Below are 12,563 nucleotides of genomic sequence, written 5' to 3'. Positions count from 1 at the left end.
CCGATTATTCTGTGGCATCAGTGGGTGCGGCCACTACCTCGGGAAGCAGCGACTGCAACAAGGCATATAACATTTCGACGCGCGCCTGGTTGGGAAAGTATTTATTCGCCAGCATCACAAATCCAAACCGCTGCTGGGGAATAAATGCCACATAGGTGGAAAAACCCCCGGTGGAACCCGTCTTGTTAATCAGCACATTTTGCTGCGGCGCCATAGGCGGCTGGATTGCATCCACGGGACGGTCGCCGCTGATATTCTTCCAGTTGTTGCCCGCGAGCAGGCGGCTTCGCTCCACCGGCAGAGCGTACTGCTCCCAAACCATATCCTGCACGTAATACTGGGTACTGAAATACCCGCTGCGCGTTTTTTCCAGTGCCTGCTGCAGATCTTCGTCGACCTTCACCAGTTGCATCTGCGCGGCAATATAGCGGGTCAAATCGGCGGCACTGGCGCGCACGCCATAGGCCTCTTCACCGAGCAGCCCCATATTTACCCGCACCGGCTCATTCCGCCGGTTGTGCCCCTCGGCGTAGTCCAGCATCTTTTCTGCAGGGACCTGCACGTAGGTCTCGGACAAACCCAGGCCACGAAAAATATGCTGATCCATTGCCTCGGCAAACGGCTGGTTCAGGCTGCGTGCCGCAACCAGGCCCAGCAGGCCGCTGCTTGGGTTGGAATAAGTACGCTTGCTGCCGGGACTGTACTGCGGTTGCCAGACGCGAAAATAGCTGAGCAACTGGTCTTCATCCTGCACCTCGGACGGAACCTGCAGCGGAAAGTGCCCCGCCGTGTGGGTCGCGAGATTGAGTACCGACACCCGGTCCATGGCGCTGCCGCGCAACGGCGGCAGGTAGGTACTCACGGGTTTGGCAAAATCCAGCGCGCCTTTGACTTCCGCGTACGCCGCCAGGGTGGCAGTGAACGTCTTGCTGACCGAGCCCACCTCGAACAGGGTGTGCTCGGTTACCGGCGCACCGTCTTCCAGCGCGGTTTCACCCAGATTGAAAAAGTACGGCTCGCCATCGATGGTGAGGGCCAGTGCCATGCCTGGTACCTGGTATTTTTCCACCACGGGTTGAATCGCTGCGACCACCGCAGCTTCCAGCTGGCCGGCACTGATTTTCACGTCAGATTCAGCGTGCGCCAAGCCGCCCAGAATAACGCCGGTACCGGCAAGTAGGCTCTTCAGCGAGCGCGAAGTAAACAGTGTGAGCGACATCTTGTCTTCCTTATTGTGCAGACGAGTGAGTGATGGAAACTCACGGACGGTTTTTTTGTCTGACCATGTACCCGGGATAAAGTGCAGTTTAGCCGGAATAACTTCCCGCCTCAGCGCCTGCACCTTAAATGTGCATACAAACTAGCGCTCGAAACATGCCGCCACTGTCGGATACACTTTACCCACTGTGCACTCAGCTTCAGGGCCACCGCAACGCAACGGGCTCTGGCGCTTGGTTTTGAGCCATTAATGACCGCGAGATAAGCCGTACCGGACCCATGCGATCTTTTGTCTTAAAAAGCTTCCTCTTACTGCTGCTGCTCGGCGTACTGGCGGCGGGGGCGTTTGTGGCTTTTCCGGGACTGAAGTATGAGCTGTACCGCAAACTCCCCCCCAAGATCCGCTGGAATATCTCCTACGCCCTGACAGATAAGTTTGTGGTGGGGATGGTGTATTTCGTCGAGCGCAACAATCAGCTGCTGCTGGTGCGCCACACCTATCAGGACAAGTGGTCCCTGCCCGGCGGCTGGGTAGAGCGCAATGAATCGTTTGAAGAATCGGCGCGCCGTGAGCTGCGCGAAGAGCTGGACATCAAGATCGACGATTTCGAGGTACTCGAGGTCGACAAGGTGCCGCGCTCGGGGATTATCAATATCGCCATTCGCGGGCGCTTGAAGGACAAGCAGGTGGCAATCCGCGACGGTGAAATCTATGGCTACCGCTTCTTTGACCTGCACCGCCTGCCGGAAGATGTGATTTACACCCACAAGCCCTATATCAAGCGCTATCTGGATGCGCGGAGGCCACCACGGCAATTGCCGGTGGAAGAGCCGGCGCCGCCCTCACCACCGGAACGGCAGTCACCGTCACCCTGATGCTACCGCGGGCGGTATCCGCATCAGCCCTTTATGCCGTTGGCAATCTGAAACACTACCCGTGCGGCGGTGCGCGCTGCGTGATCTTCGATATCGAAGTAAGGGTTAAATTCGGCAATATCCGCCAGACAGACCTTTTTCGATTCCAGCACCGTATCCAGCAGTGGCTCGAACAGCTCGAAGGCCACACCGCGGCCGGCGGGCGCACTCACTGCGGGCATGACCGCCGCGGGCAGAAAGTCCAGATCGATGGTCAGGTATACGAAATCCACGCGGTCGATAAAGTCGGCAATCTGGCGCTGCACCAGTTCGATACGCCAGGGCACGATCTCCCGATCGGAGATGACCTGCGCACCCAACTCTTCCGCGCGCTGATACAGCGCCGGGGTATTCGCGGTTGCCGCGGCACCCACACAGAGATAATTGAACGGGCGGCCGTTCAGGTCGCACTGTTCCGCGATCTGGTAAAACGGGGTACCGGATGACCCCTGCGGCGCAGGCAGTCGGATATCCAGGTGGGCGTCGAAATTGATAATGCCCAGGGTTTTGTCCCGGTGCTGCTCGCGCATCCAGCGCGCGATGCCCTGATAGCTGCCGTAGGCGATCTCGTGGCCACCGCCGAGTACCATGGGGAAGTGTCCGGCACTCATCAGTTCGGTAATCCGCGCGCCGAGCATTGCCTGCCCGGATTCCAGGTCGTCCTTTTCCACCCGCACATTGCCCGCATCGTACAGCGGTGCACCAAAGGTCTTGGGCAGATTGGCCAGTGCCAGACGCAGGATACGCGGGCCCTTGGCGGCACCGATACGCCCCTTGTTACGACGCACACCTTCATCACTGGCAAAACCCAGAATCGAGAACCCCGGCGGGCTATCCAGATGCAGCGGTACTATGTCCTGATGCCAGCGCTTGCCCGCCTTGCCGTCTTCACCATCAACGCGGCCACTCCACAGGCGCATATCAGCCAGCTGTAACATGTTGTCCCCCTAAAAACATTTCCGCGGGTTTCAGCGCACCCACCTCATAGGCAAGCTGATCCGGCGTTTCCATCGGCCACAGCGCCATATCCGCGCGCAGCCCCGGGCGCAATACACCCCGCGAGCAACAAATCCCCAGTGCGCGCGCCGCGGAGCGCGTCACGCCGGCGAGTGCTTCTGCCGGGGTCAGCCCGAACAGGTTGCAGCCCATATTCATCATCAGACGCAGCGAAGCGATCGGGCAGCTACCCGGATTCAGATCCGTGGAAATCGCCATGGGCACACCGGCGGCGCGCAGCTTGTCCACCGGTGGCACGCGGGTTTCCTTCAGTGTGTAAAAGGCCCCGGGCAGCAATACCGCAGCGGTACCGCTCTCCGCCATCGCCGCGACATCTTCATCGGTGATGTATTCAATATGCTCCACCGACAGCGCGCCGGCACGGGCCGCCATTTTGGTGGCGCCGGTGGAGGCAAGCTGTTCCGCGTGTACCTTGACCGGCAAATCGAGTTTGCGTGCCGCGCTGATTACGCGCTGGCACTGCTCCACCGAGAAGGCGATGTTTTCGCAAAACATGTCCACCGCATCGGCCAATTGTTCCCGCGCGACCGCGGGCAAAATTTCGTTGCACACCAGGTCGATGTATTCGTCGGCGCGACCATCGTATTCCGGTGGCAGGGCATGGGCGGCGAGGCAAGTGGTGAGGATATTCACCGGGTAGTGCTGGGCGAGGCGACGCGCAACGCGCAGCTGCTTCAATTCATTGTCGAGGTCGAGGCCATAGCCGGATTTGATTTCGACGGTGGTGACCCCTTCGCTCATCAGGGCTTTCAGGCGTGGCTCGGCGGCGTGATACAGCTCTTCGGCACTGGCGGCGCGGGTAGCGCGCACGGTGGACAGGATGCCGCCGCCAGCGCGGGCGACGTCCTCGTAGCTTTCGCCACCCAAACGCCTGGCAAACTCGCTGGCACGGTGGCCACCGTATACAAGATGGGTGTGGCAGTCGATCAGCCCCGGGGTCAGCCATTGCCCCTCGCCATCAATCACCAGATCCGCCACAGTTTCCGGCAGTTCCCGGCGCGGGCCGATCCAGACAATTTTGTTGCCCGTCACCGCCACCGCAGCGTCTTCCACCGCGCCATAGGCGCCGGGCAGAGACGGATCCATCGTGGCCGCATGGACATTAGTAATCAGCAGATCACAGCGTTCGGTCATAGTCGCTCACTGAATTGGCGTTATTTGTAACCATAGCCCTGTTGGGGGGATTTGGCGCGGATTCTCACCCTATACCAAGTAGCTAGAACTCTGTTCTCGCTCCGGTGGCGGGCAAGCACCAGGTATGACTTTTTGAAACCACTGTGAATACGTCCCTGTACGCTGCGTCAGCGGCGTCCATGCCGCTGACGCTTTCAAAAAGTCATACCCGGCACTCGCCCTTCAATTTGGCCCTCAAAGCTCCGTTAGCCTCTCAGATTGCCTGCCCCACCAGTCTTGACAGGGAAAAGTCTCCGCTCCATAGTTGGCCCCAACCAAGCTTGTATATACAAGAGTGTACAAGATGGTAGCCACTTTACCCGAGCAGGCAAAGACCACACAAGTATGAGCAGTCAGATTTCCAGCACGACCACCGGAGCCAGCAGCCAACCGCGCTATGCCGCCATCAAGGCACACATCCGCGCGCAGATCGAATCCGGTGAGTGGCCGGCCCACTTTCGTGTGCCCTCGGAGAACCAGCTCGCGCAAGACTTCAACGTCAGTCGCATGACCGCCCGACGCGCCCTGTCAGAGCTCACCGACGAAGGCGTACTCATGCGCTCCCAGGGCCTCGGCACCTTCGTGGCAGAACCGGTACCGGCCGGTTCCCTGCTGGAAGTCCGGAATATCGCCGACGAAGTTGCCGCACGCGGTCACAGCTACGGTAATCGCATTCTTAAATTGGAACAGGCCATCGCCAGTACCGAAGTGGCCGTTGCGCTGGGTCTCGCCGAAGGCGCAGCGGTGTACCACTCGATCATCGTGCATCTGGATAACGGCCTGCCAATCCAGTTCGAAGAACGCTATACCAACCCCACACTGGTGCCGGAATACCTGCAACAGGACTTCAGTGCGGCCACACCAAATGAATACCTGACCCGCGTGGCCCCCTTGACCGAAGCCGATACCACGGTGGAAGCCATTGGTGCGGACGGCGCTGTGGCGGAAGCGCTGGAAATCGACAAAGGAAGCGCCTGCCTGCAGATCTGGCGGCGCACCATGAGCCGTGCGGGCACTGTGAGTTTTGCGCGCCTGGTACACCCGGGAAATCGATACCGACTGGGCGCGCAGCTGAGGTTTTGATAGCCAGGTAAAAAACCACAGAAGTACGAATTGAAGGCGAGGTGCCGGGGGGAGGTTTTCAGGATCGTCGCAAACAGGAAGTTTGCGCCGAAACGCCCAGGGATGGGTTCACAGTGGTCCTGAAAACCTCCCCCCGGCGCCTCGCCGCCACAAGACAAACGAAAGACCAACGGGCCACAAGCCCAAAAAATCCAATTCAAACTATCCACAGAATTTGGAACAGACGAGGCAACCATGACCGACAAACGTCACGACCCTAGCCGCAAAATTGCCGCACCCACCGGCACCAAACTAAATGCAAAAAGCTGGCTTACCGAAGCCCCGCTACGCATGCTAATGAACAACCTCCACCCCGACGTAGCCGAACGCCCGGAAGACCTCGTGGTGTACGGCGGGATCGGCCGCGCCGCGCGCGACTGGGAGTGCTACGACAAAATCGTCGAAGTACTGCAGCGTCTGGAAGACGACGAAACCCTGCTGGTGCAATCCGGCAAACCCGTCGGCGTATTCAAAACCCACACCGACGCCCCACGCGTACTGATCGCCAACTCCAACCTGGTACCCCACTGGGCAAACTGGGAACACTTCAACGAGCTGGATAAAAAAGGCCTCGCCATGTACGGCCAGATGACCGCCGGCTCGTGGATCTACATTGGCTCCCAAGGCATCGTCCAGGGCACCTACGAAACCTTTGCTGCGGTAGCGCGCAAACATTTCGATGGTCAGGCCAAAGGCAAATGGGTTCTCACCGGCGGCCTCGGCGGCATGGGTGGTGCTCAACCACTCGCCGCCACCATGGCCGGCTTCTGTATGATCGCCGTCGAGTGCGACGAGACCCGCATCGACTTCCGCCTGCGCACCGGCTATGTGGATAAAAAAGCCACCAGCCTCGACGAAGCCCTGGCAATGATCAACGACGCCATGGAAAAAGGCGAAGCTATTTCCGTGGGCCTGCTCGGCAACGCCGCCGACGTCTTCCCGGAAATTGTCGAGCGCGGCATCCTCCCCGATTGTGTTACCGACCAGACCTCTGCCCACGACCCGCTGAACGGCTACCTGCCGAAGGGCTGGAGCATGGAGCACGCCGCCGAGATGCGTCAGAAAGACGAAGCGGCCGTGGTAAAAGCTGCGAAGGAATCCATGGGTATTCAGGTGGAAGCCATGCTCGCTCTACAGGAACGCGGTGCGGCCACTCTCGACTACGGCAACAACATTCGCCAGATGGCCTTCGAAGTGGGTGTGGAAAACGCCTTCGACTTCCCGGGCTTTGTGCCCGCCTATATCCGCCCACTGTTCTGTGAAGGCATCGGTCCTTTCCGCTGGGCAGCACTGTCCGGCAACCCGGAAGACATTTACAAAACCGACGCCAAGGTAAAGGAACTGATTCCGGACAATCCGCAACTGCACAACTGGCTGGATATGGCGCGTGAGCGCATTCAGTTCCAGGGACTGCCAGCGCGTATCTGCTGGGTCGGCTTGAAAGACCGTGCGCGCCTGGCGCTCGCCTTCAACGAAATGGTGGCCAACGGCGAACTGGAAGCGCCGGTGGTCATCGGTCGCGATCACCTGGACAGCGGCTCCGTTGCCAGCCCCAACCGCGAAACCGAATCCATGATGGACGGCAGCGACGCCGTCTCCGACTGGCCCCTGCTGAACGCACTGCTGAATACCGCCAGCGGCGCAACCTGGGTCAGCCTGCACCACGGTGGTGGTGTGGGCATGGGCTTCTCCCAGCACTCCGGTGTGGTGATTGTGTGTGACGGTACCGAAGCCGCGCGTAAACGCATCGAACGCGTGCTGTGGAATGACCCGGCCACCGGTGTGATGCGCCACGCCGATGCGGGCTATGACATCGCCAAGAACTGCGCACGGGAGCAGGGCCTCGACCTGCCAATGCTCAAAGACTAAAAATTTGCGAAGAGATTTGCGGTAAAAAATTATGTATCAACTGGAAATTATCCCGGGTCAATTGAGCCTGGAACAACTGCGCCGCGTTGCACGGGAACCGGTGCAGCTATCGCTACACAAAGACGCCCACGCGGCAATTGAAGCCTCGGCTAAAACCGTGGCGGATGTGATCGAACAGGGCCGCACCGTCTACGGGATCAACACCGGTTTTGGTCTGCTGGCCAACACACGTATCGAAAAGAAAGACCTGGAAACCCTGCAGCGCGCCATCGTACTGTCGCACGCGGCCGGTACCGGCAACTTTATGGATGCCAATACCGTGCGCCTGCTGATGGTGTTGAAGATCAACTCCCTCGCGCGCGGTTTTTCCGGCATCCGCCTGGAAGTGATCGAGGCACTGATCAAGCTGGTTAACGCCGGCGTTTACCCGGCGATCCCGGAAAAGGGTTCCGTGGGCGCCTCCGGTGACCTGGCGCCACTGTCGCATATGAGCGTGGTACTGCTCGGTGAAGGCGAGTGCTTTATCAATGGCGAACGCAAGTCTGCCGCCGAAGGCCTGAGCTTTGCAGGCATGACCCCGCTGGTACTGGCACCGAAAGAAGGGCTGGCACTGCTGAACGGCACCCAGGCCTCCACTGCCTTCGCACTGGAAGGCATGTTTTCCGCGGAAGACCTGTTTGCCGGCGCGGTGGTAACCGGTGCACTGACCCTGGAAGCGGCCAAGGGCTCACGCCGCCCGTTCGACGACCGCATTCACGCAGCGCGCGGACAGGTTGCCCAGCGCGACGTCGCCGCCAGCTACCGCGACCTGCTCGGCACGGCCAGCGACATCGGCGACTCCCATGAAAACTGTGAAAAGGTGCAAGACCCCTACTCCCTGCGCTGTCAGCCACAGGTAATGGGCGCGTGCCTGCAGCAGATCCGCTTTGCCGCCGAGGTATTACTGGCGGAAGCCAACGGTGTTTCCGATAACCCGCTAGTGTTTACCGACGAGGAAAACCCGGAAAACTCCGACATCATTTCCGGTGGTAACTTCCACGCGGAGCCGGTGGCCATGGTTGCCGACAATTTGGCCCTCGCCATTGCCGAAATCGGCTCCCTGTCCGAGCGCCGCATGGCGCTGCTGATCGACTCCAACCTGTCCGGCCTGCCACCCTTCCTGGTGGACAACGGCGGAGTGAACTCCGGCTTTATGATTGCCCAGGTGACCTCTGCGGCGCTGGCCAGTGAAAACAAAACCTTCGCCCATCCAGCGAGCGTCGACTCACTGCCCACCTCCGCCAACCAGGAAGACCACGTGTCCATGGCCACCTTCGCCGGTCGTCGCCTGCGCGACATGGCCGATAACACCTGCGGCATTCTCGCGGTGGAATTACTGGCCGCCTGTCAGGGCCTCGACTTCCGCGCGCCACTGAAAACTACCGACAAACTGGAAAATGCCAAGGCTGCCCTGCGCGAGCGCGTTCCCTTCTATGACAAGGACCGCTACTTCGCACCGGATATCGAGGAAGCCAAGCAACTGCTGGCGAGCGCCTATTACCGCGATTACCTGGCCACAGAAATGTTGCCCAGCAATCAGTAATTAGTCTGCCGCCGACCTTCGCTTGTACGCAGTGTTCATCTGCGTGTGAGCGAAGGTTTTTCTACTTATACCTTAGCCTTAGCCTGCAAACGTTAACTGGCGGACGCCTGCGGGGACTCGTACTTCTTCGCCAGCTTGCCGCTGAGCTTTCCCGTCACCGCCCATACCAGCAACGCTACCCAGGCAATCCACGACAGTCCCGCGGGTACATTGGCGAGAAAAATTTTCCCCAAATACTTGCGGTTGAAAAAGATCGCCAGCAGGCTCGGCAAAAACCACACCGCAAAGAAAAACACCACAAAGATAGCAGTCTGCACTGGGTCCAGTCCCGCCAGTAACTCGAGAAAGTCCTGAGTTTTTTGTTCAAGGTTCGACAACATAAGCAAGGTCTCTATATCTGATGGAAAATTGAATCAGGTTGTCCGATCGACGCTTGCGTTAGTACCGGTGAACAGGACTTTCTTACAATTTATTTTTCTTATTTTTCATTCGTTGCAATATTTTCTCGCTGCCAGCGATAAATCTGCTGTGCGCTGCGCTGTATACGGCGCCAATACCACAGGCTCCAGACTGCCATCGCCAGGGTAAAAACACCGAGCAGGCCGATGCTGGCTGCACTGTTCCGCCCGAAAATGGGTTCCAACCAACCAAATTGCGACAGCCACTGCCACAGCGCAAGAATCACCAGCTCTGCGACAAACAGCAGCCAGGCGAATTGCAGGGTACGACGCTTGCGCACCAGCCGCAGCCGCGCGCGCTCCAGATATGCCTGCGTGGTTTCCTCCAGCGGCGCCGACAGGCCTCGACGATTGGAGACCGAGAACGCCATCGCCCCGATCAACAACACCAGCACCAGCAGCGCACGCCACGGTGCGTCGCGCACCTCACTGGTCAGCATCAGGTAAATTCCGAAAAAGCCAACCACTATTGCCGCACCCCATTCGAGCAGCGCATACAAGCGCATCTTCCGCTCCTCGCGACGAATCCTGCTGCGAATAGTGTCTGGTACCGGCGGCGCAACTGCCGCCTGTTGCCACACTTCCGCGAGGGCCTGCAGCTCGTCATCTTCTGCCGCATCGTTTACCGACTTGTTGTTTGCGTCGCCACTCATACCGTCTTACCCAATTTTGTATTCAAGCGCTCGCGGGCGCGATTCAGGCGCACCGCCACATTGGATTCACTAATACCCAATACTTCGGATATCTCGCTGTAGCTGAGCCCCTCAAAGCGCAGGCTCAGCACCTGGCGCATGCCCAGGGGCAGCTGGGCCACCGCGCGCATCAGTCTCTCCGCGTCCCGCGCCTGTATCAGGCTACCCTCCGGTCCCGGCCGCTCATCACACACGCTCTCCAGCAGGTCGCTGTCGCCCGCGTCTCGTCGCCGCACCAGCTGAGTCACACTGCGGTTGTGGGCAATGCGGTAGACAAAGGTGCGCAGGCTCGAGTCGCCGCGGAAATTCGGCAGTGCCCGCCAGATGGCCATCCAGATCTCTTGCACGAGATCTTCCTGCTCCGCCCGATTGCGCACGTAGCTACCCGCGACACGGGCAATACCGCCGCCGCATGCATCCACCAGCTGCTGAAAGATCTGTTCCCGAGTGTCCAAGTTATCGTTATCTATCCGTTGAAATGGGCCGCTGGGCCATCACTGGCAGCGGTTGATACGGGCTACTGTACCCAGCGGGATCGAAACCTTACATAAAATTTCCCGCTTTCAACGAAAACGTTACCTCCGCTGAAGGCCCCACAGTCCCTGCACCTTGGCGCCCAAATCGCCCCCGCTTGTGCCCCATGAAGACAGCAAAGACTATTTCGGTCACATTCCGGCCCAGATTGACGTTTACGTTAACGTAAACGTCAACTAGACTTCGGACAGATCAGAGGAGCTCAAATGAACGCCACCGCCACCAATAGCGCCGACAGCTACAGTATTTCTGAGCTGGCCCAGGAGTTCGGGATTACCACCCGCACCATCCGCTTTTATGAAGACAAGGGACTGATCAGCCCTGAGCGGCGTGGACAGACGCGGGTGTATTCCCCGGAAGACCGGGTGCGCCTGAAGCTAATCCTGCGCGGCAAGCGTCTGGGATTCTCTCTGGATGAGAGCCGGGAAATCATCGATATGTACGACCCGGCCCACGGCAATCTAGAGCAGCTCAGCCGCCTGCTGGAGCGTATCGAAAGCAAGCGCGAGCAACTGCGCCAGCAGCAGCGCGATATCGAGAAGATGCTCGCGCAGCTGGATGAAGCCACCGCCCGCACCCAGGCGGCCCTCAAAGAACACAGTAACTAATTTCAACCTAATAACACTCTGACTGAGTCATCGCGGAGCAACCCATGAATACGCCTTACCCAACTCTCAACTTCGGCCTCGGCGAGGACATCGAAATGCTGCGGGATATGGTCTACAAGTTCTGTCAGGCAGAACTGGCCCCGCGCGCAGCGCAGATTGACGAAGACAACCTGTTTCCTGCGGATATGTGGAAGAAGTTTGGCGAACTCGGTCTGTTAGGCATGACCGTCGAAGAAGAATACGGCGGCTCGAATATGGGTTACCTGGCCCACGCGGTGGCGATGGAAGAAATCTCGCGCGCCTCGGCCTCTGTTGGCCTTTCCTACGGCGCGCACTCCAACCTGTGTGTTAACCAGATCCGCAAGAACGGCACCCCGGAGCAGAAAGCCAAGTACCTGCCGAAGTTGTGCTCCGGTGAGCATATCGGCGCGCTGGCTATGAGTGAACCGAACTCGGGTTCCGATGTAGTGAGCCTGCAGTTGAAGGCGGAAAAGAAGGGTGACCGTTTCATCCTGAACGGCAACAAGATGTGGATCACCAATGGTCCGGATGCGCACACCTATGTGATCTATGCGCGTACCGAACCGGGCATCAGCTCCGGTGGTATCACGGCGTTTATCGTGGAACGCGGGTTTAAGGGTTTCTCCCAGGCGCAGAAGCTGGACAAGCTGGGCATGCGTGGCTCCAACACTTGTGAGCTGGTGTTCGAGGACTGTGAGGTGCCGGAAGAGAATATTCTGGGCCAGCTGAACGGCGGTGTGCGCGTGCTGATGAGCGGCCTGGATTACGAGCGCACGATTCTGTCTGGCGGCCCGGTTGGCATTATGCAGGCGTGTATGGATGTTGTTGTGCCGTACATTCACGAGCGCAAACAGTTTGGCAAGGCGATCGGTGAGTTCCAGCTGATGCAAGGCAAGATTGCAGATATGTATGCGGACCTGAATGCGAGCCGCGCGTATCTGTATGCGGTGGCTCAGGCTTGTGATCGCGGTGAGGATTCGCGCAAGGATTCTGCGGCGGTAATCTTGTTTACTGCGGAGCGTGCCACGCAGATGGCGCTGCAGGCGATCCAGACCCTGGGCGGCAATGGCTATATCAACGAGTACGCCACCGGCCGCCTGCTGCGCGATGCCAAGTTGTATGAGATTGGCGCGGGTACTTCTGAGATTCGTCGCATGTTGATCGGGCGCGAGTTGTTTAACGAGACCCGATAACTTTTTGAAATTCCGTGGCGGTGCTGCCGCCGTAGCCGCTTTTCCAGACACGCCGTGAACCCATCCATGGGGGCTCTTCTAAAACATCCCTGTTTTAGAAGGTCTGGAAAAGCGGCTACGGCGGCAACACCTTCGCATCCAGGTTCTGACTACGAATTGGC

The 12,563-nt window shown here is 59.0% G+C and carries 12 protein-coding genes; 6 read left to right on the top strand and 6 right to left on the bottom strand.

What is annotated here, in order from left to right:
- Positions 1-4: 4 nt before the first annotated feature.
- A complete protein-coding gene (gene ampC / locus LCM31_RS06875) occupies positions 5-1,219 on the bottom strand; it encodes a class C beta-lactamase (protein WP_224868566.1) in 1,215 nt (404 codons plus the stop codon).
- A gap of 278 nt (positions 1,220-1,497) precedes the next feature.
- Here ampC and LCM31_RS06870 point away from each other — a divergent pair, with 278 nt between their 5' ends.
- A complete protein-coding gene (locus LCM31_RS06870; protein ID WP_224868565.1) occupies positions 1,498-2,094 on the top strand; it encodes an NUDIX hydrolase in 597 nt (198 codons plus the stop codon).
- 23 nt (positions 2,095-2,117) lie between these two features.
- Here the strand turns inward: LCM31_RS06870 and hutG are convergent, their stop codons facing one another.
- Both hutG and hutI read right to left on the bottom strand, forming a co-directional pair.
- Positions 2,118-3,071, bottom strand: coding sequence for a formimidoylglutamase (hutG, locus tag LCM31_RS06865; protein ID WP_222231514.1), 954 nt, complete (start codon positions 3,069-3,071; stop codon positions 2,118-2,120).
- Positions 3,055-4,284 carry an imidazolonepropionase gene (gene hutI, locus LCM31_RS06860; protein ID WP_224868564.1) on the bottom strand — a complete coding sequence of 410 codons (1,230 nt, stop codon included), beginning with the start codon at positions 4,282-4,284 and terminating at the stop codon, positions 3,055-3,057. Before hutI ends, hutG begins: the two co-directional genes overlap by 17 nt.
- A gap of 384 nt (positions 4,285-4,668) precedes the next feature.
- On the opposite strand from hutI, the gene hutC reads away from it, so the two are divergent.
- The 3 genes from hutC (at position 4,669) to hutH (ending at position 8,896) form a co-directional block, all read left to right on the top strand.
- On the top strand, positions 4,669-5,406 hold the full coding sequence (hutC, locus tag LCM31_RS06855) for a histidine utilization repressor (protein WP_224868563.1): 738 nt from the start codon (positions 4,669-4,671) through the stop codon (positions 5,404-5,406).
- 234 nt (positions 5,407-5,640) lie between these two features.
- Positions 5,641-7,314, top strand: coding sequence for a urocanate hydratase (hutU, locus tag LCM31_RS06850; protein WP_224868562.1), 1,674 nt, complete (start codon positions 5,641-5,643; stop codon positions 7,312-7,314).
- 31 nt (positions 7,315-7,345) lie between these two features.
- On the top strand, positions 7,346-8,896 hold the full coding sequence (gene hutH, locus LCM31_RS06845; RefSeq protein ID WP_224868561.1) for a histidine ammonia-lyase: 1,551 nt from the start codon (positions 7,346-7,348) through the stop codon (positions 8,894-8,896).
- A 92-nt stretch (positions 8,897-8,988) separates the two neighbouring features.
- Here the strand turns inward: hutH and LCM31_RS06840 are convergent, their stop codons facing one another.
- From LCM31_RS06840 to LCM31_RS06830, 3 genes are all read right to left on the bottom strand, one after another.
- The gene (locus LCM31_RS06840; RefSeq protein ID WP_224868560.1) at positions 8,989-9,276 is read right to left on the bottom strand and encodes a superinfection immunity protein; all 288 of its coding nucleotides are present in this window, start codon (positions 9,274-9,276) and stop codon (positions 8,989-8,991) included.
- 98 nt (positions 9,277-9,374) lie between these two features.
- Entirely contained in the window at positions 9,375-10,007 is a 633-nt protein-coding gene (locus tag LCM31_RS06835; protein WP_224868559.1) for a hypothetical protein, read from the bottom strand.
- The gene (locus LCM31_RS06830; protein WP_224868558.1) at positions 10,004-10,501 is read right to left on the bottom strand and encodes an RNA polymerase sigma factor; all 498 of its coding nucleotides are present in this window, start codon (positions 10,499-10,501) and stop codon (positions 10,004-10,006) included. The genes LCM31_RS06835 and LCM31_RS06830 overlap by 4 nt, the downstream gene beginning before the upstream one ends.
- A gap of 285 nt (positions 10,502-10,786) precedes the next feature.
- Here LCM31_RS06830 and LCM31_RS06825 point away from each other — a divergent pair, with 285 nt between their 5' ends.
- Together LCM31_RS06825 and LCM31_RS06820 are read left to right on the top strand one after the other, a co-directional pair.
- Positions 10,787-11,188 (top strand): MerR family transcriptional regulator, encoded by a 402-nt coding sequence (locus LCM31_RS06825; protein ID WP_224868557.1) that lies wholly within the window; start codon positions 10,787-10,789, stop codon positions 11,186-11,188.
- Positions 11,189-11,232: 44 nt separating this feature from the next.
- Complete coding sequence (locus tag LCM31_RS06820) at positions 11,233-12,402, top strand: isovaleryl-CoA dehydrogenase (RefSeq protein WP_077407340.1); 1,170 nt, start codon at positions 11,233-11,235, stop codon at positions 12,400-12,402.
- Positions 12,403-12,563 lie beyond the last annotated feature (161 nt).

Origin of the sequence: Microbulbifer agarilyticus, assembly GCF_020171345.1 — a bacterium.
Classification (GTDB): domain Bacteria; phylum Pseudomonadota; class Gammaproteobacteria; order Pseudomonadales; family Cellvibrionaceae; genus Microbulbifer; species Microbulbifer agarilyticus_D.
Note: the sequence above shows the minus strand (reverse complement) of the source record. Positions and strands in the feature narration are given on the sequence as shown.

What these genes read in the sequence shown, in the direction of transcription:
- hutH (WP_224868561.1), top strand. Translation starts at nt 7,346, where the DNA reads ATGTATCAACTGGAAATTATCCCGGGTCAATTGAGCCTGGAACAACTG.
- LCM31_RS06835 (WP_224868559.1), bottom strand. Translation starts at nt 10,007, where the DNA reads ATGAGTGGCGACGCAAACAACAAGTCGGTAAACGATGCGGCAGAAGAT.
- ampC (WP_224868566.1), bottom strand. Translation starts at nt 1,219, where the DNA reads ATGTCGCTCACACTGTTTACTTCGCGCTCGCTGAAGAGCCTACTTGCC.
- LCM31_RS06820 (WP_077407340.1), top strand. Translation starts at nt 11,233, where the DNA reads ATGAATACGCCTTACCCAACTCTCAACTTCGGCCTCGGCGAGGACATC.
- LCM31_RS06840 (WP_224868560.1), bottom strand. Translation starts at nt 9,276, where the DNA reads ATGTTGTCGAACCTTGAACAAAAAACTCAGGACTTTCTCGAGTTACTG.
- hutC (WP_224868563.1), top strand. Translation starts at nt 4,669, where the DNA reads ATGAGCAGTCAGATTTCCAGCACGACCACCGGAGCCAGCAGCCAACCG.
- LCM31_RS06825 (WP_224868557.1), top strand. Translation starts at nt 10,787, where the DNA reads ATGAACGCCACCGCCACCAATAGCGCCGACAGCTACAGTATTTCTGAG.
- hutU (WP_224868562.1), top strand. Translation starts at nt 5,641, where the DNA reads ATGACCGACAAACGTCACGACCCTAGCCGCAAAATTGCCGCACCCACC.
- LCM31_RS06870 (WP_224868565.1), top strand. Translation starts at nt 1,498, where the DNA reads ATGCGATCTTTTGTCTTAAAAAGCTTCCTCTTACTGCTGCTGCTCGGC.
- hutG (WP_222231514.1), bottom strand. Translation starts at nt 3,071, where the DNA reads ATGTTACAGCTGGCTGATATGCGCCTGTGGAGTGGCCGCGTTGATGGT.
- hutI (WP_224868564.1), bottom strand. Translation starts at nt 4,284, where the DNA reads ATGACCGAACGCTGTGATCTGCTGATTACTAATGTCCATGCGGCCACG.